This is a genomic window from Plantactinospora sonchi (assembly GCF_036422035.1).
GTDB classification, from domain to species: domain Bacteria; phylum Actinomycetota; class Actinomycetes; order Mycobacteriales; family Micromonosporaceae; genus Plantactinospora; species Plantactinospora sonchi.
Window position 1 is genome coordinate 115000 of the sequence record NZ_JAZGQK010000035.1, and the last position, 25292, is coordinate 140291.

Below are 25292 nucleotides of genomic sequence, written 5' to 3' on the forward strand. Positions count from 1 at the left end.
CCCCTGGGCGCCGCGCCGGTCTCCGGTGGGCCGTCCCACGGTGCCGCGCCGGTCTCCGGCGCAGGAGCGGCCGCCAGTGTCGGCGGGCGGATGCCGAGCGTCTCCGGCAGCGTGCCGAGCGGCCTCAGCACCATGCCCAGCCGGGCCACCACGAGTTCCGGTTCGCGCGGCTCCACCCGGGCCCGGAGCGCCTCGCGGGGTGGACTCGGCGCTGGGCTGGTCGAGATCGCCCGGGTGCCGTTGCGTGACCCGGCCACGGCGGTGATGGCCGATCCGCAGGTCGCCGAGGCGCGGCGGTTCTGCGTACGCTGCGAGAAGCCGGTGGGCCGGGGCAGGGAGGGGCGTCCGGGCCGGGCCGAGGGCTTCTGCCCGCACTGCGGTACCGCGTTCTCGTTCCTGCCCAGGCTGGGGCCGGGTGACGTGATCAACGGCCGCTACGAGATCCTCGGCGCGCTCGCGTACGGCGGGCTCGGCTGGATCTACCTGGCCCGGGACCGGAACGTCAGCGACACGGTCAGCGACCGCTGGGTGGTCCTCAAGGGACTGATCAACACCTCCGACGCCGACGCGATGGCCTCGGCGGTCGCGGAACGCCGGTTCCTGGTCGAGCTCGACCACCCCAACATCGTCAAGATCCACGACTTCGTCGAGCACCCCGACCCGCGCACCGGCACCCCGGTCGGCTACATCGTGATGGAGTACGTCGGCGGCCAGTCCCTGCGGGACATGCTGCTCGCCCGCCGGCGGGACATGGGCCAGCGGGCGCTGCCGCTGCCGGAGGTGCTCGCCTACGGCATCGAGATCCTGCCCGCGCTGGACTACCTGCACGACCGGAACCTCCTGTTCTGCGACTTCAAACCGGACAACGTCATCCACGCCGAGGAACAGCTCAAACTGATCGACCTCGGGGCCGTCCGGCATGTCGACGACCTGACCAGCGCCATCTTCGGCACCCCCGGCTACCAGGCGCCGGAGGTCGGCACCGTCGGCCCGTCGGTGGCGTCCGACATCTACACCGTGGGCCGGGCCCTGGCCGTGCTCAGCCTGGACTTCCGCGGCTTCTCCAGCACGTACGCCAACCGGCTGCCGGATCCGGCCGAGGCGCCGCTGTTCGCCGCCGAGATGTCGTACCACCGGCTGCTGCGCCGGGCCACCCACGCGGATCCGGAACGCCGGTTCTCCAGCGCCGGAGAGATGAGCGAACAGCTGCTCGGCGTACTGCGGGAGGTGCTCTCGGCCGCCGACGGGCTGCCCCGGCCGGCGGTGTCCCGACAGTTCACCCCGGAACGACGGGCCTTCGGCACCGACGCCGGAGAGGTGGTCATGGGGCTGGCTGGCCGGTCCTGGGGAGCCGGCGGTGGGATTCCGCCGGGTGCCATCGCCCCGGCCCCGCCCGCGGTCTCCGCCGCACTTCCGCTGCCGCAGGTCGACGTGCTCGACCCCGGGGCGGGATTCCTCGCGTCGCTCGGTACCACCGACCCGGGTGAGCTGGTACATCACCTGAGCAACGCACCGGTCCGGAGTGTGGAGGTGGCACTGCGGTTGGCCCGGGCGCGGATCGAACGCGGCGACCTGGCCGGGGCCGCCGCCGACCTGGACCGGCTGGGCGCGGCGGACCCGTACGACTGGCGGGTCGACTGGTACCGGGGCCTGCTGGCGCTCACCGCGAACCGGGCGGCCGAGGCACGGGTGGCGTTCGACGCGGTGTACGACGCACTGCCCGGTGAACCGGCGGCCCGGCTGGCGTTGGCCGCGAGCGCGGAGTGCAGCGGGGACCGGGCGCTGGCCGCCAGGTTGTACGACCGGGTGTGGCGGGTCGACCGTGGTTACCTGAGTGCCGCGTTCGGGCTGGCCCGGATCCGTTTCCTGACCGGTGACCGGGCCGGTGCGCTGGCCGTACTCGACCAGGTGCCGGACAGTTCGAGCCAGCACGTCGCCGCGCAGGTGGCGGCGGTACGGGCGAGCCTGCCGGGGCTGGCCGGGGCGACCGGGCCGGACGACCTGCTCCGGGCATCGGCGCGGCTGGAGCAGCTCGGACTGGACGTCGAACGGCAGACCCGGCTCACCATCGAGGTGCTGGAGGTCGCGCTCGCCTGGCTCCGGAGCCGGCAGGCACCCGGGCCCGGGACGCGGATCCTCGGCCACGAACTCACCGAACGCGGTCTCCGCTTCGGCCTGGAACACGCGTACCGGACGCTGGCGCAGCTGGCTCGCGAACCGCAGCTCCGCATCGCGCTGGTGGACCACGCGAATGCGGTCCGACCGAGGACGTTGGTATGACAGCCACTGGCGCCGGTACCGCCGGCAGTTTGCCGAAGCCATGCCCGGAACACGGGCCCCCGGACGCGCCGGAGCACCGGTTCTGCGAGGAATGCGGCCGGGAACTGGAACGCATGCCGGCGGCGGAGGCCGGGAGCGGGTCGGCGGTTCCGTCACGGGACCCGGCCGTCGGTGCGGCGATCACCGGCACGGGATCGCCCGGCGCCGCCGAGTGGACCGGCCGCGACGGGCCCGGGGACCAGACGACGGGCTGGGGTCCGCCGTCCGCTCCGGTGACCGCGCGTTGGCCGCAGTCGGAGCAGTCGGCGGGCTCCGCCGGCTGGGGCGGTGCGCCGGCCGGTTCGGCGTTGGCCCGTGGCGCGGGCGGTGCACCCACCGGTTCGGGCGACTCCGGGGCACTGCCGGAGCCGGTCGTTCCGGGTGGTCTTGACGCGCTCGCCGGGCCGTCCCGTCCGGTCGGCTCGGGGGCACTGCCGGAGCCGGTCGTTCCGGGTGGTCTTGACGCGCTCGCCGGGCCGTCCCGCTCGGTCGGGCGGTCCACGCCCAGCTCGGCCACGCCGGTCAGTCCGGGCGCGCAGCCCGGCTACCCCGCCGTCGCGCCCTCCGTCGGTCATGGGGCGGCGCCCGGCTATCCGGTACCTGCCGCACCATCCGGGTACCCGGCGTCGGCCGCGTCCACCGGTCATTCGGCACCGGCGGCGCCGGGGTCCGAGCCCGGTGTCCCGTCCGGGTCGGTGGCGCCCTGGCTGTCCTCGAGGGCGGCCGGCCAGCCGTGTCCGGGCTGCGGCACGATGCCGTCAGGCAACCCGGGACACTGTGCGCGCTGTGGTCAACGCTGGAATGTCGGCCGGGACCGGGCGGACCTGGACCTGGGTACCGTTGCCGCGGTCACCGACCGCGCCCGGCGGCGTCGCAACGAGGACGCGATCGCGGTCGGGCGGCTCGGCCGGGCGACCGTGGCGGTCGTCTGTGACGGAGTGTCCACGTCGTTGCGCGCCGACATCGCCGCGCACGCGGCCGCGGAGAATGGCCTGGCGGCGATGCTGTCGGCGTTGGCGGGCGGACTCGGCGCCGCCGAGACCATGGTGACCGGCGGCCGGGCCGCCGCCGCGGCGGCCCGGGCGACCGCGACGGCCGACGACGGGCAGGTCCCGCCGAGCTGCACCTACGTCGCCGCCGTGGTCACCGTCGGTTCCGTCACGGTCGGCTGGATCGGGGACAGTCGGGCCTACTGGCTCGGCCCGGACGGGTCCGTCGAGGACGCGGCCCTGCTGACGATCGACGACTCGGTGGTCGGGCAGATCCAGGCCGGTCGTCCGGTGCCGCCCGGTGCCGAACAGGACCCCACGTCCCGGGCCCTCGTCAGGTGGCTCGGTGCGGACTCGAAGGACGCCGAACCGCAGGTCGTGACCTTCCAACCCACCAGGCCGGGACGGCTGGTCCTGTGTTCCGACGGACTGTCGCACTACCTGGGCGATCCGAAGGCACTGGCGGTACGGGTTCCCGGCCCCGGCGGAGCGGCGCCTATCGCGGTCGCCCGGGACCTGACCCGGTTCGCGGTCGAGTCCGGCGGGCACGACAACGTCGCGGTCGCCGTGCTGCCCTTCCCGCCGATCGCCTGACCGGCGCGGTCGAGGTCGGTACAGCGGGGGCCGGTGCCGCCGAGCGCTGACACGGAAGCCGATCGGCCGGTGCAGCCGAGCGCTGGCACCGGCAGCCGACCGGCCGGAGACGTCGGCACCGGGGGCCGGCCGGGGTCGGCACCGGTGTACGGGAGAGAACGGCAGGGGTCCGGAACGTCCTCAGGACGTGCCGGACCCCTGCTGTCGTGGGAACTACTTGATGCCGGCGAGGTCGACGACAAAAACGAGTGTGGCGCCCGGCTTGATCACGCCTGGGACACCCTGGTTGCCGTACCCGAGGTGCGGCGGGATGACAAGCTTGCGTCGGCCACCGACGCGCATGCCGAGCACACCCCGGTCCCAGCCCTCGATGACCCGGCCGCGGCCGGCCTGGAAGCCGAACGGCTTGTCAGGATTCCACGACGAGTCAAACTCGTCGCCGGTGTCGAACGAGACGCCGACGTAGTGCACCTCGGCCCATCGGCCCGGCTCGACCTCGGGGCCGGTGCCGACGGTGATGTCCTCAATGACAAGGTCGGTCGGGGGCGGACCCTCGACCTTCCCCACGGTGGGCTTTTCCATCCGGAAACCATACGACGGCCCGCCGCCAAGATCGTGTACGTGGGTCGGCGCGCCCCACCTGCGCGTCGAGAACCCATGGTGGCGTGTCTCGATGTAACACGGATCGACGGCGGTACGCTGTCGGCTCGGGAATCCCGGTGCCGACCCGGACTCCGCCGGATGGCGTGCGGCGGCGCCGGGAGGCGAGTATCGGACTGGTGGGGTGAGGCCGTGACAAGACCGGATTGGGCGCCCGACGACATCGATATCGACCGGCCCAGCGCGTCGCGGATATACGACGTCTGGCTCGGCGGGTCCCACAACTTCGAGGTCGACCGGGAGATCGCCCGGCAGACCGAGTTGGCCTGGCCCGACGCCGTCCGGTACGCCCGCGCGAACCGGGCCTTCCTGGCCCGGGCGGTCCGGTTTCTCAGCGAGCAGGGGATCGACCAGTTCCTGGACATCGGTTCGGGGATTCCGACCGCGAACAACGTGCACGAGGTGGCGCGGCGGAGCAACCCGGACGCCCGGGTGGTCTACGTGGACATCGACCCGGTGGCGGTCGCGCACAGTCGGGCGATCCTCGCCGGCGACGACCGGACCGCGGTGCTGCACGCGGATCTGCGGCGACCGAAGGAGATTCTCGACCAGATCCGTGACCAGGGGCTACTCGATCTGGAGCGGCCGGTCGCCCTGTTGCTGGTCGCGTTGCTGCACTTCATCCCGGACTCCGCCGACCCGCACTCGGCGATCGCCTGCCTGGCCGACGGGGTGCCGGCCGGCAGCTGTCTGGTGTTGAGCCAGGGCGCGCACGGGGCGAGCGAGGAGTCCGACGAGCGGATCAAGGAGCTGTACCGACGTACGCCGACGCCGTTGACCGCCCGCGACCGGGCGGAGACGGAACGGTTCTTCACCGGCTTCGAGCTGGTCGAGCCGGGGCTGGTGAATCTGCCGGACTGGCGCCCTGACCCGACCCTGGAGGTCGACGACCGGTTCGCCGGTGCCCTCATCTACGCCGGGGTGGGGCGCAAGCGGTGACGGACGAGGATGACGGGCCGGCCTCGGCCGACGGGTCCGGTCCGACCTCCGCGGCGCTCGACGGGTTCGCCCGGCACTGGGCCCGCTCGCTGGCGCAGGTCAGCTACGTGCCGGTACGCCCCGACGACCTGCGGCGGACGTTGCGCGCGTACGCGGAGCGGCTGGCCGGGCCGGAGGACGGTCCTACCGTGGCCCGGGAGATCGGGGCGGCGTTGGTCGCGGAGGGCTTCACCCACGTGGCCGCGGTGTCGGTCACGCTCGCCACCCTGGCTGACCTTCTTCCCCCGGTGCCCTCCGGTCCCGCCGCCTGTGCTGCTGAGCCTCCGCGTCCGGCTGACGCGTCCGCTCCTGCCGCGTCGCCCGGTCCCGCCACCTGTGCTGGTGCGTCGCCGGGTCCCGCCGTGGGACCGGACGCCGCCGCCCGGTTCGGGCCGAGCGGTCGGGCGGCACTGCTCGGCGCGCTCGCCGCCGGCTACGCGCGGGCGCTGCGCGAGCGGACCCAGGGTGAACTTGAGTCGATCATCCGCGCGGTGCTGACCGCCCGCCGGGCCGCCGAACGGGCCCGGGTGGCCAGCGAGGCACGCTTCGAGGCGCTCTTCGTCTCCTCGGCGAGCGGCATCTGCGTCGTTGATCCCCAGGACCGGATCGTGCAGGCGAATCCCGCTCTGGCCAGGATGCTCGGCTGCCCGATCCCGGACCTGCGGCGGCGACCACTGACCGGGCTGGCCCACCGGGACCACCGGGAGGCGGTGGAGCGGGCACTGCGCGAGCTGACCGCGGGGGAGCGGACGTACGCCGAACTGGAGGCGGCCTTCGTCCGGCCGGACGGCGGCACGGTGTGGCTCCGACTCTCGCTGGCACCGGTCCTGGACGACGAGGGTGAGTACCTTGTCGTCACCGCGCAGGACGACACCGAGCGGCACCATCTGCAGTCGGCGTTGTCGCACCAGGCCCTGCACGACCCGTTGACGAACCTGCCGAACCGTACGCTGGTGCTGCGACGGCTCCACGAGCTGCTCGACCGGCGTACCGGCACCGGCCACGTGGGCATCTGCTACCTCGATCTCGACGGTTTCAAGACCGTCAACGACTCGTTCGGGCACGCGGCCGGGGACGACGTGCTCCGAGCGGTGGCGGACCGGCTGGCCGCCTGCGCCGCCCGGCCGGGCTGGTTGGCGGGTCGGCTCGGTGGCGACGAGTTCGTGATCGTCGCCGGCAACGGCGCCGACCTCGACCAGCTGGTCCAGGTCGCGGAACGGCTCGTGGCCACCGTGCGACGTCCGATCCCGGCTGCCGGACACCAGCTCTCCGTCTCGGCCAGCATCGGGGTGACCGACGGCCAGATCCCGCACCGTCAGCCGGCGGATCTGCTGCGCGCCGCCGACGTGGCGCTGTACTGGGCGAAGGCCGCCGGAGGTGACCGTTACGAGGTCTACGACGCCAGCCGGCACGACGCCCAGGCGCTGCGGTCGACACTCGGTTCGGGGTTGCGCGTGGCGCTGCACCAGGGCGACTTCGTGATCCTCTACCAGCCGATCGTCCGGCTCGCCGACGGGGCGCCGGTCGGTGCCGAGGCGTTGCTGCGATGGACCCATCCGGAGTACGGCCCGGTGGCGCCGGAGATATTCATCGAACTCGCCGAGGAGCTGGGGCTGATCGGGCAGCTCGGCAGGTGGGTGCTGACCCGTGGCTGCCGGCAGGCGGCGTCCTGGTACCGGGAGTTCGGCGACCGGGCACCGTTCGTCAGCGTCAACCTCTCCGCCCGGCAACTGCACGACGTCGGTCTGGCGGAGGAACTGCTGGCCACCCTGGACGAGGTCGGCCTGCCGGCGGGGCAGTTGCAGCTTGAACTGACCGAGAGTGCCCTGCTCGGCCCCGCCCAGGGGCCCGCCGACGCGCTGGAGGTGCTGGCCGGGCACGGGGTACGGGTGGCGGTCGACGACTTCGGCACCGGCTACTCCAACCTCGCCTATCTCCGCCGGCTGCCGGTGCGCGAGTTGAAGATCGCCGGCGCGTTCATCGAGGGGCTCACGCCGGGACTGTCCGGCACCCCGGCGGACCGGCAGATCGTGGCGAGTGTGGTCGGGTTGGCCCACGGGCTCAACCTGACCGTCACCGCCGAGGGGGTGGAAACCCGGGAGCAGGCCCAGCTGCTGCGCTCGATGGGCTGCGACCACGCCCAGGGCTGGTGGTTCGCCCGCCCCGGCGACCCGGATCTGCTGAGCCGGATGGTGGCGGGGCAGGACATCAAATCGGTTGCGCCGGCTCCGGCCCGTTGAGCTAAGGTGGCCGGGTGTCGGCCACCTTCCACGCCCTGTTCTGCGGGTTCCTGACCGGGACGTGCACCGCGGGCGGGGCTCCCCAGTTGCTGCACCACCGGCTCCGGCGATCCGCCCTGGCCGGCTGAGCAGCACGAGCGGAGACGATCTGTCGGCGTCCGGCACCGTGACGCCGTGACGGTTCGGCACACCCTCCTGCCAGCGCTCTCGCGCCACCTGATCTCCACCCGTCCCCGGGCGACCAGCCGGGGGCGTCCGTGCCGTAGCACCGTCGCCGTGCCGTAACACCGGCGGCGGCCAGACGTCACCGGGTGGAGGTCGGACGCGTCCGCTGTGACGCGCCACCGCGAGTCGTTCGCCCATGCACGCCCAGGGTCACTCCGAGTCCGGATCAGATCGGGACAGGTGGCGGCCATCAGGGCCAGCCGTCCCGCGACCCTGCCCGGCTGCTGCCGGGCGAGAGGACACGGCCGTGCCACGCGACAGCGTGAATCGAAGGCATCAACCGCAGTTCCGCCAGGCGGAGACCGGTGGTCCCCGGACCGGCCGGGACCGGTCCCGGCGGGTGCTCGGACAGAACTTCCTCCACGACGGAGGGATCATCGATCAGATCGTCGCCGCGGCCCGCCCGGCCGCCGACGGGCTGATCCTGGAGGTCGGCGCCGGACAGGGGGCGCTGACCAGACAGCTGGCCCGGGTGGCGCGCCGGGTTGTCGCGTACGAGATCGACACCGGGTTGGTCGAGCGGCTGACCGAGGAGTTCGCGGCGGTACCCGCCGTCGAGGTGGTGTACGGGGACTTTGTCGCCGCCCGGCCGCCCCGGGAGCCGTTCGCGGTGGTGGGGAACATTCCGTACGCCTCGACCAGCCGGATCGTCGACTGGTGCCTGACAGCGCCCGACCTGACCAGCGCGACCCTGGTCACCCAACTGGAGTACGCCCGGAAGAGGTGCGGCGACTACGGCCGTTGGACACTGCGGACCGTGCAGACCTGGCCACGGTTCGACTGGCGGTTGGCCGGTCGGATCCCCCGGGAGCGGTTCCGGCCGAGACCCCGGGTCGACTCGGCCATCCTGCGTCTGGAGCGCCGTCGCGTCGACCTGTTGCCCGGCGGGGAACTCGCCGCGTACGAACGGTTCGTGGCTCTGGGGTTCAGCGGTGTCGGTGGCTCGCTGCGGGCCTCGCTGTGCGCGGAGTACCCGCGACGGCGGATCGACGCGGCGATGCGCGCCAACCGGGTGCCGGCCGACACCCTGGTCGGGTACGTCTGGCCGGAGCAGTGGCTCGCGCTGTTCCGGGCCGTCCACACCAGGGCTCGGTGAGGCCCGGCGTGGTCCGGTCGTCGGCACGGGCGCCCCCGCTGACCTGGGCCTATGAGATTTGTCATGGCCGGGGCCAGGTGAAACGCACCGGAAGTGGTGAGTGGACGCACTGCCGGTGGCGACCCGGACCGCAAAAAATCATCGGCATGAGTCAGACGTTGACGGAAGACGACCGGGTGGGGGCACCGTCCGGCCGGGAAACCGTGGTCCAGGTCGCCGACCTGCGACGGCGGTATGGCGGCGACACGGGCTTCGAAGCCGTCCGTGGGGTGTCCTTCTCGGTCGGACGGGGGGAGCTGTTCGCCCTGCTGGGCACGAACGGCGCGGGCAAGACCTCGGCGCTGGAGCTGATCGAGGGGCTGGAGGCGCCGAGCGGGGGCAGCATCCGGGTCTTCGGTCGGGATCCGTACCGGGAGCGGGCGGCGGTGCGGCCCCGGACCGGGGTGATGCTGCAGGAGGGGGGCTTTCCGGCCGACCTGACGGTGCGGGAGACCGCCCGGATGTGGGCCGGCACGTTGCCCCGCCCCTTTCCGGTCGACCACGTGCTGGAGTTGGTGGACCTGCGACACCGGGCGCGTACCCAGGTCAAGCAGTTGTCCGGCGGTGAGCGACGGCGGTTGGACCTGGCGATGGCGATCCTGGGCCGGCCCGAGGTGCTCTTCCTCGACGAGCCGACCACCGGGCTCGACCCGGAGAGCCGGCACAGCACCTGGCAGTTGGTCCGGGCACTGCTGGTGGACGAGGTCACCGTCCTGCTGACCACGCACTACCTCGCGGAGGCGGCGGAACTCGCGGACCGGTTGGCGATCATGCACCGGGGCCGGATCGTCACCACCGGCACGGTCGCCGAGGTGGTCGCCGCGCATCCGGCCCGGATCAGCTTCGCGCTGCCGGACGGGCTGCGTCCCGAAGACCTTCCCGCGCTGCCCGGTGCCCAGCCACCGCCGGCCGGCGCCGCGCCGACCTCGGCCGCCAGGCTGACCCTCTACACGGACGCCCTGCAGCCGGCCCTGACCACGCTGCTCGGCTGGGCGAACGGGCGGGGAGTGGAACTGGCCGGTCTGGACGCCCGGGCCGCGTCGCTGGAGGAGGCGTTCCTGGCCGTGGCACACACCGAGGAAACGATCGAGGGAGGACGGCGATGAGCGCGACGGTGCAGACGTCGACCGGTAGGCGTGGTCTCGCCGGCCGACTGGGACCGGTGCGGGTGGATCCACGACGGATCGCCGCGCTCGGCCGGGCCGAGATGGTCCTGCTGCTGCGCAACCGGACCGCGACGGTCACGGCACTGCTGCTACCGCTCGCCACGGTGGGACTGTTCGCCAGCCTCCTGGAAGGCAACGAGCACGTCACGGCCGGTGCGTTCGTGGCGACCGCGATGTTCGGGCTGCTCCTGCTCTACGTCGTCTACCACAACCTGGTGACGACGTACGTCGCCCGACGCGAGGAGCGGGTGCTCAAGCGCCTGCGGACCGGTACCGCGCCAGCCCGTACGCGACGCCGCTGTCCGTCCGGATGGTGCGCTCGTCGGTTTCGTTCACCACGATCATGTCGCCTCCTGGGTCAAGCTGCTTTACTCAGGAGGTGAGTCAAGCAGCTTGACTCGCGCGTGTCAAGATGGGGTCGTGAACACAGACGATCCGCTGGCCCGTACCGAACTGACCTTCCTGCTCGGCATGGGCTTCCAACTCGTGCTCGCGGAGTTCGTCCGGCGGGTGGCCGACGCCGGCTATCCCGACCTGCGTCCGGTGCACGGGATGGTGTTCCAGGTGCTGCACGGTTCCGGTGCCACCGGTACGGAGCTCGCCGAGCGGCTCGGCATCACCAAACAGGCCGCCGGGCAGCTGGTCGACGACCTGGAGCGGCGTGGCTACCTACGCCGTCAGGCCCATCCGGACGGCGGGCGGCGCCGGCTGGTCGTCCTCACCGACCGCGCGACCGCACATCTGGCCGTCGCCGGTCAGGTGCTGCGGGACCTGGAGGCCGAACTGGCTACCGGGGTCGACGCCGTAGACCTGGGCGCCCTGCGGTCCGACCTGGCCCGACTGATCCGGCACATGGCCGGCGACTCCCCGCCGCCGCTGCGCCCGCTCTGGTGAGCCGCCTGGCGCCGCGCCCGGCCGTGCCCGTCGCCCAGTCAGCGGACCCGGGCCGCGCCGGTGCTGTCGATCCGTGCGGTCACCTCCAGCCGGCTCGGGTCCAGCCCCGAGGTGGCCCGGAACCGTTCGACGGCGGAGGTGACGTGCTCCCGGACCGCGGCCAGACCGGCCCGCGAGCTGAGCCGCAGTTCGATCCAGAGTTCCGGTCGCGGCGGCGTACCGGCCAGTGTGACGGAGGCCTTGTGGACCTGGGGGTCCCGGGCCAGATCCCGTTCCAGGCCACGGACCAGACGGGCGCCGCGTACCCGGGTGGCACCGGGCGGCAGTTCGGTCTCGGCGGCGGTCGGCCCGGTCGTGGTACGCAGGTCGAGATCACCGACCCCGGGGCCGCGGCCAGGCCGCAGCTGACGGCCGAGCAGGTGGAAGCCGAGCCAGGCGAGCAACGCCCCGAGCACACCGAGGATGATCAGACCCCACGGGTTGATGTCCCGCCAGAGGTTGAGCAGGCCGGACCAGAGCAGCGGCGCGTCCTCGTCCACGCCGGCCAGGTGACCGAGGCTGGCGATCAGCCCGACCACCCCGATCGCGGTCAGCACCAGGCCGACCACGGTCCAGAACACCCGGAGCCGACTGTTCGTCATGGTGTCACCCCGAAGTGTCCGGTCATCGTCGAAGCCTGATCCGGGTCCGTCGCACGGGTCCGGGCACGATCATGTCGACCGCGACCGGATCGTCCGGCGAGGCACCGAGGCGTTCCAGCTCCTGCCGGACCGCGCTCTCCACGGCAGGGGCCACCGACGCCTCGCCGACCGCCCGGATCCGGGTCCGCCACCCTGTCCCGTACCGGCGGACCACGGCGGTGGCCGAGGCGACCCCGGCCACCCCGTCCGCCGCACCCGCCAGGTGTTGCTCGACCGACCGGCGCTGCAGGTGCCAGCCGTCGGCGAGTCGGGTCGGCAGACGGTCGGGCTTCCAGCGCACCAGTTGTCCGAAGAGGATCAGCAGACCGAGTACCCCGGCCGCAATGATGCCGGTCCGCACCCAGGGGTCCCGCAGCCGGGTGGTGGTGAGGGTGCGGTGCCAACCGGTGTGGTCGGCGACCAGCCCCGGGCGGTTGAGGGCCACCGCGACGACCTCGGCTACCAGCAGTAGACCGCCGACCAGCAGTCCCAGTGTCAGCAGCAGCGCGGCGACCCGGTTGACCAGACGCATGGTCAGCTCCGTCCGCCGTCGGTGGGCGTCTCGGGCAGGTTGATGTCGTCGACGACCACCTCCACCGACGGGTGCTGACCGAATCGACCCAGTACGGCCCGCACCGCGTCCCGGATCTGGTCGCCCAGGGGCCCTATCGGCACCGCGTCGATCCGGACGTGGACCTCGACCGGGTCGCCGAGCCGGATCCCGGCGATCTTGCCACCGGCGAACTGCGTCGCCACCTCGACTCCGTCGGTGCCCGGGTGCAGACCGGCGACCCCGGGTACCGCGAGCACCGCCGCGCGGAGCTGCGTCGCGACCTCCGCGGAGTCCGCCGCGACGCCCTTCCCGTCGGCCGCGCCCTTCCCGTCGGCCGCGGGTTTCCCGGTGCCTGCCGGTTTCCTGGATGCCGCCGGGTTCCCGGCGATCGCCGGCTTCCCCGCTGTCGGCTCCCGGGATTCCGTGTCGGTCGGCCCGGGCCGGCCGGTTGTCGTCTGCCGTGCAGTTCTCGTCGCCATCGAGATCACCGCCGGCCTGTCATTGCGTCCGCTGTGTGCCGCTGTCGCCGTCCTGGTCACCCTCGACGTAGACATCGTCGACGTTGATGTTGACCTCGACGACCTTCAGGCCGGTCATGCCCTGGACCCGCTCGACGACGTTGCGACGTACCGCGTCGGAGACGTCGACGATGCTCTGGCCGTACCACGTGACAACGTCCAGGTCGATGGCGGTCTCCCGTTCGCCCACCTCGACCGAGACGCCCTGGCGGACGGTCTCGGCGCCGCCCGGGACGAGGCTGCGCAACTGCCCCACCCGTCGGGCCATCCCGGAACCCATCGAGTGCACACCCGGGATCTCCCGCGCCGCGAATCCCGCGATCTTGGCGACCACGCCCTCGGCGATCCGGGTCTTGCCCTTCTCGGTGGTCAGTTGGGCCCGCGCCGGTTCGCCACCGCCTGGCATCGAAAATCTGTCGGACGACGTCTTCTCCCGGTGGTCGTTCCTGGTGGCGGTACTCGTGTCGGCCATCTCCTGCTCCCATTCCTACCGGTTGCGGTGGATCCGCCGCCGGATGCCGGTGGTCGGCCGGCCCGGTTCGGTCGGCCGGGTCGTGCGGTGGCCCGTACCGGTCACTGCCGACGCGACGCGGACGCCCGGTCCGCCAGGCCGCCGACCGTGATGTCACCGTCGATCACGCGTACGACGAGCCATCCGACCAGGCCGGCGAGCAGTGCGCCGGCCGCCGCCCCGAAGCCGGCGATGGCCCACACCGCCGCGATGAGGAAACCGGCGACAAAACCGAACTGTTGACGGGACATCCGTTCCTCCCCGTGGTGCGGCGGCAGGTCCGTAGTGGCTTACACGCTCTGGGCCGGGTCGAACCCTCGACGACCGAAACAGTATGTGATCCAGCTCACTTGTCGCGCGGTCGCCGGTGCCGGTCCGGAGGCGCCGTCCGGTTGGCGGCGGTCGGGGTGCGCCTGCGCCCGCTCGGGCCCGGCTGTCCCCTTTGACCGGATCATGCTGAGTACTGTCCATGGAATGCGTCCCACCAAATTCACCCACTCCTGCGTGAGCGGCCACGACTACCGCTGGCTCGCCCCGGGGGAGACCGCCTGACCGGCGGGTCAGGTGTGCGGGCGGCGCGTACTCTCGTCGCCGCTCGGCGTGCCGAGCCGCTCGGTCCGGCTGTCCACGATCGCGGCGACCAGGGCGATCAGGACGAAGCCGATGGTGACCAGGAGTGCGTCCCGGAACGCCCGGGACCAGCCGCCATGGGTGCGGGCCAGGGCGCTGAAGAAGATCGCGCCGACGCCGGCGATGCCGGCGGCGGCGCCGATCCGCTGGCCGGTCTGCAGCATCCCGGCGGCGCTGCCGGCCCGGGCGACCGGAACCTCGGAGAGGGTGAGCGTCTGGTTGGGGGTGATGACCAGGCCGCTGCCGAAGCCGGCGAGCAGTAGTGGTGCGGCGGTGGCCAGCGGCGCCCCCCTGCCGGGTACGAAGTGGAGTGCGACGACCACCCCGGCGAGACTGACCACGACCGTGGCCAGGCCGATCGCCACCAGTGGTCGACCGAACCGGTTGACGATCCGGCCACCGAGGGTCGCGGTGATCGCCGAGCCCACGGCGAACGGGGTGACGGCCAGGCCGGCCTCCAGCGCGGTGTACCGCAACCCGATCTGCAGGAAGAGCGTGAACAGGAAGAAGACGGCGACGAAGCCGGCGAAGTAGAGCAGCCCGATCAGGGTGCCCAGGGTGTACGAGCGGAGCCGGAACAGCGCCAGGTCGAACAGCGGCTCGGCGCGTCGTCGGTACCGGAGTTCCCAGCGGACGAAACCGAACAGCACCGCGAGGCCGGCAGGGATCAGCAGCCACTTGAGTGGCCCCCGCCACTGCTGTTCCTGCACCAGCGGCAGCAGCAGGAGCACCACGCCGAGTCCCAGCAGCAGCACGCCGAAAGGGTCGAGGTTCTGTTGTCGGGCCTGTTTGTCGGTGGGGTCGGTGGGGAGCAGCCGCCAGCCGAAGATGATCGTGACGACGCCGACCGGGACGTTGACGAAGAAGACCCAGCGCCAGCCCTCCTGTTGGCCGCCGAGTTCGATCAGGGCGCCGCCGAGCAGCGGACCGACCGCCGTGGAGATGCCGATGGTGCCGCCCAGCAGTCCGAACGGGCGTCCCCGATCCGCGCCCTCGTAGAGCTGCTGGATCAGCCCGATCACCTGTGGGTTCACCAGCCCGGCCGCCGCGCCCTGGAGCAGCCGGGCAACGATCAGCCAGGTCGGTGACTCGGCCAGGCCGGCCGCCGCGCTGGCCACGGTGAAGAGCGCGAGGCCGATGATGAAGACGGTACGGCGGCCCCGGACGTCGCCGAAGCGGCCGGCGGGCACCAGCATGAGCCCGAAGGTCAGCGCGTACCCGGAGAGGATCCACTGCAGATCGCTCGGGTTCGCGTTGATGGCCCGCTGGATCGAGGGGATCGCGACGTTCACGATGCTCACGTCGAGCAGGGTCATGAACGCGGCGACCAGCCCGATCGCGAGGATCTGCCGGCGCCGACGGTCGTCGACCGCGTCGCCCCGGCCGCCCGGTGGGCGTCCGGAGCCCGGCGGAGACCGGTCGCTGTCCGGCGCGCTCACTCGGGCCTCGCTGACCGTGCCAAATCAGGCACATAACAGACATTTGCCAACGGCAAGCCTAACCGGCGGCGGGCAGCTCAGCGCCGGAAATCCCCGGCGACGTGAGGCGACGTCAGCGTCGCGGCCGTCCGGGTCAGGCGAGCTGCTGAGAGCACCAGCGCGGACCGAAGTCCAGACCCGCCAGCGGCGAGTCCTCACGGTGCAGCAGGTTCTTCTCGCCGAGCAGGTGCAGCGGCGTCGCCAACTGTTCCTCCGGCAGGCCGACCTCGGCGGCGATGGCCTCGGGGAACGGCACCTGGCCACGGGCCTCCAGCGTGGTGACCGCGACGTACACCCGCTGTTCGAGGTCGGTGAGATTCAGTTGTCGCATGATGACCTCCTCGCCCGTGCACGATGCGTCGGGCAGTTCGCGAGGCCGCGATTACCCGCCGTGGCGCCGAAGATTCCCGATTCCGACGCGGAACCGGAATGCCCCGGACCGGGGCGACGGTCGGCCACGCCGCCGCGCCCCTGACCGGTGCCGGTGCCGGCGTCCCCTACGCTGCTACCCGTGATGTGGGACGTGGCCGTGATCGGCGCCGGGCCGGCGGGGCTCTCCGCCGCGTACGCCGCCGCCCGGGCCGGGGCGCGGACGGTGGTACTGGAGAAGGCCGAGCACCCCCGCTACAAGACCTGCGGTGGCGGGTTGATCGGCACCTCGCTGGCGGCGGCCGCGGCCCGGATCGACGTACCGGCGGACGACCAGGTCGACCGGGTCACCTTCACCGCCGACGGACGACGCTCGTTCACCCGCCGCCATTCCGGGCGGCTGCTGACCATGGTGCGCCGGGAGGAGTTCGACGACCGGCTGCGGGTCGCGGCGGTCGGGGTGGGAGCGGAGATCCGGCAACGGGTCGCGGTCCGGGGCCTCGAACAGGGGCCCGACGACGTACGGATCCGGCTCGCCGACGGTTCGGAACTGCGGGCCCGGGTGGCGGTCGGAGCGGACGGCTCGGCCGGCGTCACCGCGCGCCACGTCGGCGTCGACCACTGCCAGGTCGACCTGGGCCTGGAACTGGAGATTCCGGTTCCCGAGTCGGTCGGCCGGGACTGGCGGGGCCGGCTGCTGCTGGACTGGGGACCGTTGCCCGGCTCGTACGCGTGGGTCTTCCCCAAGGGCGACCGGCTCACCGTCGGCGTGATCGCCAGCCGGGGTGAGGGCGAGCGGACCCGGCGCTACCTGCGTAGCTTCGTCGAACGGCTCGGACTCGACGGGCTGGAGCCGGCACACGACTCCGGCCACCTGACCCGGTGCCGTGCCGAGCAGTCCCCGCTGCGTCGGGGCCGGGTGCTGGTCGCCGGGGACGCGGCCGGGCTGCTGGAACCGTGGACCCGGGAGGGGATCAGCTTCGCGCTCCGTTCGGGCGCGCTCGCCGGCACCGCCGCGGCCGGCGGCGACCTCGACGGGTACGTCGGCGCCGTGCACGACCAGCTCGTCCCGTCGATGCGGGCCGGCCACCGGATCCTCACCGCGTTCGCCCGGCATCCCGGCGTCTTCCACACGATGCTGGCCACCCCGGCCGGTTGGCGGATGTTCACCGCCTTCTGCCGGGGCGAGACCACCTTCGACGAGACCCTGACCCGACGCCCGGTACGCGCGGCACTGGCCCTGCTGAGGTGACCCGGCCCGCCCCGCGCCAGCGCCGGTGAACCGAACCGGCCGGGCGCCCCGACGGAGGGACGCCCGGCAGTGTCGTCGGCCGGTCAGCTCCGCGCGGCGGCCCGGCGACCGGCGTCGTACGGCGTGAAGCGGCGCAGCCGCAGCGAGTTGCCGACGACAAACACCGACGAGAAGGCCATCGCCGCTCCGGCGATCATCGGGTTGAGCATCCCGGCGGCGGCCAGTGGCAGCGCGGCGACGTTGTAGGCGAAGGCCCAGAACAGGTTGCCCTGGATGACCCGGAGAGTGGCCCGGGAGAGCCGGATCGCGTCGACGGCGGCGGTCAGGTCGCCGCGTACCAGGGTCAGGTCGGAGGCCTCGATGGCGACGTCCGTACCGGTGCCCATGGCCAGCCCGAGGTCGGCCTGGGCGAGGGCGGCGGCGTCGTTGACCCCGTCACCGACCATCGCCACCACCCTGCCCTCGGCCTGCAGACGGCGTACCACGTCGACCTTCTCGGCCGGCAGTACCTCGGCGATCACCTCGTCGATGCCGACCTGGCCGGCGACCGACCGGGCCACCGTCCGGTTGTCCCCGGTGAGCAGCACCGGCTCCAGGCCGAGCCGGCGCAGCCCGGCGATCGCCTCCCGGCTGGTCGGCCGGACCGTGTCCGCGACGGCGACGGCACCCCGGGCCCGGCCCTCCCAGCCGACCAGGATCGCGGTACGGCCGGCCGCCTCCGCCGCGCCGACGGCGCGGTCCAGTTCCGGCGGTAGGGCGAGGCCGTGTTCCGCGAGCAGCCGGGCCCGGCCCACCACCACCGGGCGCCCGCCGACCACGCCGGTCACCCCGAGTCCCGCGTGGTTGGCGAAGTCGGTCACCTCGGGACGCTCGCCGGTCCGCTCGCCGGCGGCGGTCGCGACCGCCCGGGCCACCGGATGTTCCGAGGCGGCCTCGACCGCCCCGGCCAGCCGGAGCACCTCGTCGGCGTCCTCGCCGTCGCCCGCGACGACCTCGACGAGGGCCAGCTGACCACTGGTGACGGTGCCGGTCTTGTCCAGCAGCACGGTGCCCACCCGGCGGGTGGACTCGAGCATCTCCGGGCCCTTGATCAGGATCCCCAGTTGGGCCCCCCGACCGGTGCCGACCAGCAGCGCGGTCGGTGTCGCCAGCCCGAGGGCACACGGGCAGGCGATGATGAGTACGGCCACGGCGGCGGTGAAGGCGGTACTGCCGTCGGCGCCGGTACCGAGCCAGAAGCCGAGGGTGGCGACGGCGATGGCGATCACCACCGGGACGAACACCGCCGAGATCCGGTCCGCCAACCGCTGGACCGGCGCCTTACCGGACTGGGCCTGCTCGACCAGGGTGGCCATCTGGGCGAGCTGGGTGTCCCCGCCGATCCGGGTCGCCCGGACGACGAGCCGGCCTCCGGCGTTGACGGTCGCCCCCACCACCTCGTCACCCGGGCCGACCTCGACCGGTACCGACTCTCCGGTGAGCAGACTCAGGTCGACGGCGGACGAGCCGTCCTCGACCAGACCGTCGGTGGCGATCTTCTCACCCGGCCGTACGACGAACCGCTCACCGACCGCGAGCTGGTCGACCGGGATACGGGTCTCGACCCCGCCGCGCAACACGGACACCTCCCTGGCGCCGAGTTCGAGCAGCGCCCGCAGCGCGGCGCCGGCCCGTCGCTTGGCCCGGGCCTCGAAGTAGCGCCCGGCGAGGATGAAGAGGGTTACCGCGGAGGCGGTCTCCAGGTAGATGTTGCCGGCGCCGTCGCTGGACCCGATGTCGAAGCTGAACGGGTGGGTCATGCCGGGCGCGCCGGCGGTGCCGAGGAAGAGCGCCCACACCGACCAGCCGAGCGCGGCGAGGGTGCCGAGCGAGATCAGGGTGTCCATGGTGGCCGCCCCGTGCCGCAGGTTGACCCAGGCGGCCCGGTGGAAGGGCAGCCCACCGTAGGCCACGACCGGCGCGGCGAGGGTGAGGGAGAGCCACTGCCAGTAGGTGAACTGCCACGCCGGCACCATCGCCAGCACCACCACCGGCACGGTCAGCACCAGCGACACCCACAGTCGGGTACGCAGCGCCCGCAGCTCGTCGACGGGGGAGTCCGACGTGGTCGCGACCTCGCCGGTCGTTCGCGGCGGTGGTGGCAGGCTGGCCGTGTATCCGGTCTTCTCGACGGTGGCGATCAGGTCGTCGGGGGTGTGGCTGTTGTCGTAGTCGACGGTGGCCTTCTCGGTCGCGTAGTTGACCGTGGCGGTGACGCCGTCGAGCCGGTTGAGTTTCTTCTCGATCCGGGACGCGCACGAGGCGCAGGTCATTCCGCCGATGGCGAGTTCGATCCGGTTCGGCGCCGTGGGCAGCCGCTTGGCGACCGGTGCCATCATCGCCTCCTGCTCAGTCATGGCCGTGGCCGGATGTGCCGCCGGCACCGGTGTCGGGTGACGCCGTCGGCTCCGGTGCGGGTGACGGCGCCTGCTCCGGTGCGGGCGGCACGGTGCCGGCCGGCCGGGCGGCGGTCAGGGTGAACTCGGCGGTGCGGACCGTCCCGGCGTGCCGGAAGTCCAGGTACAGCCGATAGGTGCCGGCCGACGGCACCTCGACGGAGAAGGTGATCCCCGGTCCGGCCGGCGTCTTCCCGTCGCCCGGCGTGCCCTCCGGGTGCACGTGCAGGTACGCCAGGTCGCCGTCGCGGAGCGCGACCAGGTGGCCGTACGCGCCGAGGTAGGGCTGCAGATCGGTGACGGGTCGGCCGTCCCGGCTGACCGTCATGCTGAGGCGGCTGGTCCGTCCCGGTGTCAGGGTGCCGTCGAGTCGGACGGTGTACCCGTCGGTCGACGCCGTTGGCGCGGCCGGCGGCAGGGGACGGGGCTGGTAGTCACCGGGGACGGAGAGGTCGACCCCGAGCGTCAGCGGCTCCGCCGCGCTGGGTGCGAAGTCGGCGAACGCCCGCCAGCTGCCGGGTGTGGTCAGCGGGGAGGTGATCCGCCAGGTGCCGTCGGGATCCATGGCGGGGTGGACGTGCCGGTAACCCGACAGGTCCCGACGGGCGACGATCAGGTGCATGCGTTGGTCGTGCGCGACGTCGTAGTCGGTGACCGGCCGACCGTCGGGGCCGATGATCCGGAAGGCGAACTCTCCGGCGGCGGCCGGCGCCGGGCTGAGGGTGTAGCCACGTTCGGAGACGAGCAGCCCGCCCGGTGGTCGGGATCCTGCGGTGGGGTCGGAGGGAGCCGGGGCCCCGCCCCGGTGGGCGGAGTCGGACTCGTGGGCGGAGTCGGACTGGTGGGCGTCGGCGGTGGTGCGTACGGGGCCGGACAGCTGTCCCGCCCCGTACGCGGCACCGAACACGCCCGCGAGTCCGAGCACAAAACCGCCCAGTTTGATCGCGGTGTTCATGGGTGTCCTTCGCCTGGGTCCTCAGGCCGTGACGAGTTCGTAGCCGGCCTCGTCGACCGCCGCGCGTACCGCCGCCTCGTCGACCGGTTCGGTGCTCTGCACGGTCACCTCGCCGGATGCGAGGTCGACGGTCACCTCGGTCACGCCGGGGATGGCGCTGACCTCGGTGCTGACGGCGTTGACGCAGTGGCCGCAGGTCATGCCCGTGACCCGGTACTTCTCGGTGATCATCTCGCCTCTCCCTTCACCGTCACCACCATATACCCGTGGGGGGTATCCGATGGACAGGTGGATGCTGGATCGCCTCGGTCATACAGGTACCCGGTAGGGGTAGCGGTGTGACCGTAGCATACCCCTGGGGGGTTAGCTATGCTTGGTCGCATGACGTCAGCAGCCGACACCCCGATCCGCGGTTACACCGCCAGCAAGGACCAACTGCTCGCGCGGCTGCGGCGCGTGGAGGGCCAGGTCCGGGGAATCGAACGGATGGTCGAGGACGACCGCTACTGCATCGACGTCCTCACCCAGATCTCCGCCATCCAGGCCGCCCTGGACAAGGTGGCGCTCGGCCTGCTCGACGGACACGCCCGGCACTGCATGCACGAGGGCGCCGCCGAGGGCCGGGCCGACGAGATGGCCACCGAGATGATGGCCGCCGTCGGGCGGCTGATGAAGCGCGGATAGCTCAGTCCCGGCCGACCGGTACGCGCCCGGAGACCGGGCGTGCCCTCCGGGCGCGGACCGATCCGGTCAGCGGGTGAACTCGACGACGGCCCGGTTGAACAGTTCCGGCTCCTCGATGTGGCCGAAGTGCCCGCTCGCGGTCAGCTCGATCAGCCGGGAGCCGGGAACGGCGTCGTGCAACATCGCGGCCCAGTGGGTACCGCAGATGAAGTCGTGCGTACCGACGATGATCAGGACCGGGGCGCTGACCGAGCCCAGTTCCGCCCGTACGTCGAACGGCGGCTCCTCGCCGCGCTGCGGGTCGGCCCAGGACCGGACCGAGGCCACCAGCGGCGCCAGCCGCTGCTCGTCGGTCCAGTAGTCGGCGAAGTACAGGGGCATGATCGACCGGAGTCGCTCGGTCATCGACTCGTCGTCGGTGGCGGTGACCGCCTGTTGGAATGCCGCCGGGATCGCGGCCGCCTCCGGCCGGTCCGGGTGCCGCTCCGGGTAGCTCGCGATGTTCGCCATCGCGGCGGCCCAGAAGTCCGGCCCGGTCACCGGGGAGGTGTCGTAGAGCACCAGGCCGGCCACCCGGTCCGGGTGCGCCAGGGCGTACCGCTGCACCACGAACCCGCCGTGCGAGTGGCCGAGAAGGTACACCTTCGGTGTCCCGAGCTCCTCGACCACCCCGTGGACGAACCGCGCGTACGTCTCCAGCCGGTACTCCCGGGGATCGGCGAGCCGGCCGGACGCGCCGGTGCCGATCGGCTCCAGGTACACCATCGTCAGGTGCTCCTCGAGCGCCGGCATCCGCAGATACCGCCACTCGATGCCGGGACCACCGGAGTGCACCACACAGACCGGCCCGTTCCCGGCCACGTGGTAGACCTGCCGTACCCCGTCGATCTCCACGCTGTGTGCGCCAGGAGCGAGGGGGTTGCCGGTGGTGAGGGTGGAACTCATCGTGTCTCCCGAGGTCCTGCCAGGCGGGGTGCCTGGTCATGGACCAGATGACGCGGTGCCGGGAAAAGTTCGGTCGGGCCGACGTGTTTTTCGGCCCACGCCCGAGCGTCCGCCGGTCAGTCGGTCGACCTCGCGGGTTGCGGATGGAAGATCCGCAGGCGGCTGATCCGCCCCTCACGCAGTCGGTGCAGCCAGACGACCCCGGGTGGGCAGTGCTCCGGATTGTCCGGCGGGCTGATCAGGTCGGCCTCCCAGACCAGCACGTCACCACTGGTCGCCACCTGCCGGATCCGCTGCCGTACGCCGTCGGTGAGGTCCTTCTCCATGCCCCGGATCATGAAGTCCAGGCCGGACGTGCGTTGCCCGTTCGGAATGACGAACTCGGCGTCGGGCCACCAGTGCTCCCGTACCGCCAGGGCGAAGTCGCCGTGCCGTGCCGCGGTGAGTATCTCCTCGGCCTCTCGTCGCCGTGCCTCGTTGACCACGGCCGCGTCGTCGTACGCGTGGTCGGCGGTCTTCCTCAACGCCTCGGTGAGTCTGCCGCGTGCCTGGCTCAGCCGACTGCGTACGGTACCCACCGGCACGCCGCAGAGGGCGGCGATCTGCTCGTACGACGTCACGCCCGTGAAATAGCGGAGCAGGGTGACGAGGCGGAGCGGTTCGGACAGTTCGCCCACCGCGTGCCAGACCCAGTCCCGCAGCGCCGTCTCCTCCAGGACGTCCTCGGGCGTCGGCCCGGTGCTCGGCAGGGCGGGGGTGGTGTCGCCGAGCAGCATCGGCCCGGGTGCCCGGAGCCGCGCCCGGCAGTTGTTGCGGACGATCATCCTGAGCCACGGGCCGACGGCGTGCGGATCGCGCAGTTCCCCGATCCGCCGCACCGCCGTCAGCATCGCGTCCTGTACGGCGTCCTCGGCGTCCGGTCCGTAACCGAGCAGGCTCAACGCGACGGCCCTCATCCCCGCCTCGTGCCTGCCCAGCAGGGCACCCAGGCCAGCCGCGTCACCGGACTGGACGCTGCGGACCAGATCCGCGTCCGAGCTGTCGACAGACGGCACGGCAGACTCCCCTCCGGGCGGTACGCGCCCCCGCCAGCAGATGCCGTGCTGGACGGAAAAGTTTGGCCACCGGACCGTGCCTTCTCGCCGGCGGTCCCGCAGGTCTGCGGTTTCCCGGCCCGGTCTCCGATAAAGTTACCGGGACCGACGAAACGCATAAGCAGCCGATATCGGCCAGATGTTGATCACGTCACATCCGCTCCCGGAGCGCGAAGGGTCGGAATGACGCCGACAGCCTGGGGGTTCAGGGCAGGTATGACAACCATTGGACTGATCGGCAGCGGCTACATCGGCGGTACGCTCGCCCGCCTGGCGGTGGCCGCCGGCTACGACGTCGTGCTGAGCAACTCCCGCGGACCGGAGACCCTCAGCGATCTGGTGTCCGAACTGGGGCCACGGGCCCGGGCCGGCACCCCGGCGGAGGCCGCCCAGGCCGGAGACCTGGTGGTGGTGACCATCCCGTTGAAGGCGTACCGCAGCGTGCCCGTCGAGCAACTCGCCGGGAAGATCGTCATCGACACCAACAACTACTACCCGGAGCGCGACGGGCAGTTCCCGGAACTGGACGACGACTCCACCACCAGCAGTGAACTGCTGCAGCGGCACGTGCCGACGGCGAAGGTGGTGAAGGGTTTCAACAACATCTTCTTCCGGCACCTCGCCGAGCTGGCCCGGCCCGCTGGTGCCGCCGACCGCAGCGCGCTGCTGATCGCCGGTGACGACAGCGGGGCGAAGGCGGCGGTGGCCGAGTTCCTCGACACCATCGGCTACGACAGCGTCGACGCCGGTTCGCTCGCCGACGGGCGGCGCTTCCAGCCCGGTACCGCCGCCTACGGCGCCTATGCCGACGGCCCGAACTTCTGGGAGTTGCCGGGCAAGCCACGCGGCGTGGACGAGGTCAGGGCCCTGCTCGCCGGCTGACGCCGGTCCCGCCGGGACCAGGTCGCCAGGGATCTTCGTCCCCGGCCCTGCGTAGCCCTCGAGAGGTGATTCCGCCGGGACCAGCCGCCGCCGGACGTCGTCCGGGCCCGGCGCAGTCGACGGAAGATCGCCTGCGACGACCTAACGCTCCGCGCCCGGTCGGGCGGTCGGTGCGTGCCGACCGTCCGACCGTCCCGTCGTGAACAGGTCGACCTGCTCGACCGGTCCACCCTCGGAGACGGTGTGCGCGGGGGCCGGCCGGTGAGGTGTCGACAGTCTCGAGTGCAGCCGGCCGGTCCGACCGGGCCCGGTTCGGGACGACACCTGGAAGGGCACCATGGTGATGGGCGACGGCGGCGGCTCGAACCTGCGGTCGCCCCACCGCACCCAGATCGGAATCCGGCCGGCCGCCGCCTCCAGCCGGAGCTTGTCGACGGTACGCCGCCGGTCGGAGTGGTCCACCTCGACCACCACCGGGTGACCGGCCTCGCGGGCGCAGCCGATGTCCACGATGGAGTGCCGGTGGGCGTACGGCGGTGGCAACGGCATCACACTGGCCGCGCGGCGGTACACCCGCCAGCCCTGAGCCATCGCCCAGGCCGCCACCGAGTCGATCAACAATTCGGTGACCTCGTCGGTGGTCTGGTCGGTGAACGTCACCCGCGCCAACCATCCGGTCAGTTCGGCACCGATCCGCGCGCCATCCTCCGCCCCGTCCACGGTCCGACGCTATCGTGCCGCGCGCGAGCGCCGCGACGGCTGACCGGATCGTCGCCGACGACCGGCCGCTGCCGCGCTCGGCAGGGGCCATGGCTGCCTTGTTCCCGGTGTCCGGTTCGGGTTCATGATCGACAGACTGTGGTGGAATGTTGGCGGGGCTGGGGTCGTTACATTACGCGTACGGCTGAGTAGCACGGCTTGTGAGCTGGGCTGATGGGTTCGGGTCTGGGAATGATCCGGGGCCTGCGGTCGTTACATCTCGTGTTCGCTTGAGCACCGACCCCCTAGGGTGCCGGCGGGCTTCTGGTCCCCGGAAGAGTCTTCTTCTTCTGGTGTGGGCCGTTGTTCTTCTCTCTGACACCTCGCGCACGTGTCCCCTCGCGTGT

26 protein-coding genes are annotated in these 25292 nt (G+C 72.3%); 11 read left to right on the top strand and 15 right to left on the bottom strand.

The features are described 5' to 3' along the window. Positions 1–90 precede the first annotated feature (90 nt). Positions 91–2280, top strand: a complete 2190-nt coding sequence (locus V1633_RS32680; RefSeq protein ID WP_331218183.1) for a serine/threonine-protein kinase — start codon at positions 91–93, stop codon at positions 2278–2280. Between the two features lie 682 nt (positions 2281–2962). On the opposite strand, the gene V1633_RS32685 is transcribed toward V1633_RS32680, so the two are convergent. Continuing rightward, positions 2963–3085 carry a hypothetical protein gene (locus tag V1633_RS32685; protein ID WP_331218184.1) on the bottom strand — a complete coding sequence of 41 codons (123 nt, stop codon included), beginning with the start codon at positions 3083–3085 and terminating at the stop codon, positions 2963–2965. On the opposite strand from V1633_RS32685, the gene V1633_RS32690 reads away from it, so the two are divergent. Next, positions 3072–3902 (top strand): PP2C family protein-serine/threonine phosphatase, encoded by an 831-nt coding sequence (locus V1633_RS32690; RefSeq protein ID WP_331218185.1) that lies wholly within the window; start codon positions 3072–3074, stop codon positions 3900–3902. The two genes, V1633_RS32685 and V1633_RS32690, sit on opposite strands and share 14 nt — an antisense overlap. A 213-nt stretch (positions 3903–4115) precedes the next feature. Here the strand turns inward: V1633_RS32690 and V1633_RS32695 are convergent, their stop codons facing one another. Next, a complete protein-coding gene (locus V1633_RS32695) occupies positions 4116–4484 on the bottom strand; it encodes an FKBP-type peptidyl-prolyl cis-trans isomerase (protein WP_331218186.1) in 369 nt (122 codons plus the stop codon). Between the two features lie 210 nt (positions 4485–4694). On the opposite strand from V1633_RS32695, the gene V1633_RS32700 reads away from it, so the two are divergent. From V1633_RS32700 to V1633_RS32725, 6 genes are all read left to right on the top strand, one after another. Then, on the top strand, positions 4695–5501 hold the full coding sequence (locus tag V1633_RS32700; RefSeq protein WP_331218187.1) for an SAM-dependent methyltransferase: 807 nt from the start codon (positions 4695–4697) through the stop codon (positions 5499–5501). Next, the gene (locus tag V1633_RS32705; RefSeq protein WP_331218188.1) at positions 5498–7780 is read left to right on the top strand and encodes a putative bifunctional diguanylate cyclase/phosphodiesterase; all 2283 of its coding nucleotides are present in this window, start codon (positions 5498–5500) and stop codon (positions 7778–7780) included. Before V1633_RS32700 ends, V1633_RS32705 begins: the two co-directional genes overlap by 4 nt. A gap of 565 nt (positions 7781–8345) precedes the next feature. Beyond that, positions 8346–9101: an ErmE/ErmH/ErmO/ErmR family 23S rRNA (adenine(2058)-N(6))-methyltransferase gene (gene erm / locus V1633_RS32710; RefSeq protein ID WP_407952146.1), complete on the top strand. Its 756-nt coding sequence runs from the start codon at positions 8346–8348 to the stop codon at positions 9099–9101. A 146-nt stretch (positions 9102–9247) separates the two neighbouring features. Continuing rightward, complete coding sequence (locus V1633_RS32715; RefSeq protein ID WP_331218190.1) at positions 9248–10246, top strand: ABC transporter ATP-binding protein; 999 nt, start codon at positions 9248–9250, stop codon at positions 10244–10246. Continuing rightward, entirely contained in the window at positions 10243–10689 is a 447-nt protein-coding gene (locus V1633_RS32720) for a hypothetical protein (protein ID WP_331218191.1), read from the top strand. The genes V1633_RS32715 and V1633_RS32720 overlap by 4 nt, the downstream gene beginning before the upstream one ends. A 37-nt stretch (positions 10690–10726) precedes the next feature. Continuing rightward, positions 10727–11200 carry a MarR family winged helix-turn-helix transcriptional regulator gene (locus V1633_RS32725; RefSeq protein ID WP_331218192.1) on the top strand — a complete coding sequence of 158 codons (474 nt, stop codon included), beginning with the start codon at positions 10727–10729 and terminating at the stop codon, positions 11198–11200. Between the two features lie 38 nt (positions 11201–11238). On the opposite strand, the gene V1633_RS32730 is transcribed toward V1633_RS32725, so the two are convergent. The 7 genes from V1633_RS32730 to V1633_RS32760 all read right to left on the bottom strand — a co-directional run bounded on the left by V1633_RS32730 (position 11239) and on the right by V1633_RS32760 (position 15901). Next, positions 11239–11841, bottom strand: coding sequence for an Asp23/Gls24 family envelope stress response protein (locus V1633_RS32730; protein ID WP_331218193.1), 603 nt, complete (start codon positions 11839–11841; stop codon positions 11239–11241). Positions 11842–11863: 22 nt separating this feature from the next. Continuing rightward, on the bottom strand, positions 11864–12412 hold the full coding sequence (locus V1633_RS32735) for an Asp23/Gls24 family envelope stress response protein (RefSeq protein ID WP_331218194.1): 549 nt from the start codon (positions 12410–12412) through the stop codon (positions 11864–11866). A 2-nt stretch (positions 12413–12414) separates the two neighbouring features. Then, positions 12415–12912 carry a hypothetical protein gene (locus V1633_RS32740; RefSeq protein WP_331218195.1) on the bottom strand — a complete coding sequence of 166 codons (498 nt, stop codon included), beginning with the start codon at positions 12910–12912 and terminating at the stop codon, positions 12415–12417. A 19-nt stretch (positions 12913–12931) separates the two neighbouring features. Then, complete coding sequence (locus V1633_RS32745) at positions 12932–13423, bottom strand: Asp23/Gls24 family envelope stress response protein (protein ID WP_331218196.1); 492 nt, start codon at positions 13421–13423, stop codon at positions 12932–12934. A 101-nt stretch (positions 13424–13524) separates the two neighbouring features. Continuing rightward, positions 13525–13713 (bottom strand): hypothetical protein, encoded by a 189-nt coding sequence (locus V1633_RS32750; RefSeq protein ID WP_331218197.1) that lies wholly within the window; start codon positions 13711–13713, stop codon positions 13525–13527. A gap of 309 nt (positions 13714–14022) precedes the next feature. Beyond that, positions 14023–15531 carry an MFS transporter gene (locus tag V1633_RS32755; RefSeq protein WP_407952143.1) on the bottom strand — a complete coding sequence of 503 codons (1509 nt, stop codon included), beginning with the start codon at positions 15529–15531 and terminating at the stop codon, positions 14023–14025. A gap of 133 nt (positions 15532–15664) precedes the next feature. Next, positions 15665–15901: a hypothetical protein gene (locus tag V1633_RS32760; RefSeq protein WP_331218198.1), complete on the bottom strand. Its 237-nt coding sequence runs from the start codon at positions 15899–15901 to the stop codon at positions 15665–15667. 183 nt (positions 15902–16084) lie between these two features. Here V1633_RS32760 and V1633_RS32765 point away from each other — a divergent pair, with 183 nt between their 5' ends. Next, positions 16085–17191: a geranylgeranyl reductase family protein gene (locus V1633_RS32765; RefSeq protein WP_331218209.1), complete on the top strand. Its 1107-nt coding sequence runs from the start codon at positions 16085–16087 to the stop codon at positions 17189–17191. 83 nt (positions 17192–17274) lie between these two features. Here the strand turns inward: V1633_RS32765 and V1633_RS32770 are convergent, their stop codons facing one another. Genes V1633_RS32770 through V1633_RS32780 form a run of 3 tightly spaced genes read right to left on the bottom strand, consistent with a single transcriptional unit; the run spans position 17275 to position 20812 of the window. Beyond that, positions 17275–19566, bottom strand: a complete 2292-nt coding sequence (locus V1633_RS32770; RefSeq protein ID WP_331218210.1) for a heavy metal translocating P-type ATPase — start codon at positions 19564–19566, stop codon at positions 17275–17277. A gap of 13 nt (positions 19567–19579) precedes the next feature. After that, a complete protein-coding gene (locus tag V1633_RS32775) occupies positions 19580–20581 on the bottom strand; it encodes a carbohydrate-binding protein (RefSeq protein ID WP_331218199.1) in 1002 nt (333 codons plus the stop codon). A 21-nt stretch (positions 20582–20602) separates the two neighbouring features. Beyond that, positions 20603–20812 (bottom strand): heavy-metal-associated domain-containing protein, encoded by a 210-nt coding sequence (locus tag V1633_RS32780; RefSeq protein WP_331218200.1) that lies wholly within the window; start codon positions 20810–20812, stop codon positions 20603–20605. A gap of 150 nt (positions 20813–20962) precedes the next feature. Here V1633_RS32780 and V1633_RS32785 point away from each other — a divergent pair, with 150 nt between their 5' ends. Then, the gene (locus tag V1633_RS32785; protein ID WP_331218201.1) at positions 20963–21265 is read left to right on the top strand and encodes a metal-sensitive transcriptional regulator; all 303 of its coding nucleotides are present in this window, start codon (positions 20963–20965) and stop codon (positions 21263–21265) included. A 66-nt stretch (positions 21266–21331) separates the two neighbouring features. Here the strand turns inward: V1633_RS32785 and V1633_RS32790 are convergent, their stop codons facing one another. Then, a complete protein-coding gene (locus V1633_RS32790) occupies positions 21332–22210 on the bottom strand; it encodes an alpha/beta hydrolase (protein ID WP_331218202.1) in 879 nt (292 codons plus the stop codon). Positions 22211–22326: 116 nt separating this feature from the next. Then, complete coding sequence (locus V1633_RS32795; RefSeq protein WP_331218203.1) at positions 22327–23265, bottom strand: RNA polymerase sigma factor; 939 nt, start codon at positions 23263–23265, stop codon at positions 22327–22329. 255 nt (positions 23266–23520) lie between these two features. Between V1633_RS32795 and V1633_RS32800 the strand changes: the two genes are divergently transcribed. Then, positions 23521–24186 (top strand): NADPH-dependent F420 reductase, encoded by a 666-nt coding sequence (locus V1633_RS32800; protein ID WP_331218204.1) that lies wholly within the window; start codon positions 23521–23523, stop codon positions 24184–24186. A 141-nt stretch (positions 24187–24327) separates the two neighbouring features. On the opposite strand, the gene V1633_RS32805 is transcribed toward V1633_RS32800, so the two are convergent. Next, positions 24328–24906 (bottom strand): hypothetical protein, encoded by a 579-nt coding sequence (locus V1633_RS32805; protein WP_331218205.1) that lies wholly within the window; start codon positions 24904–24906, stop codon positions 24328–24330. Between the last annotated feature and the right edge of the window lie 386 nt (positions 24907–25292).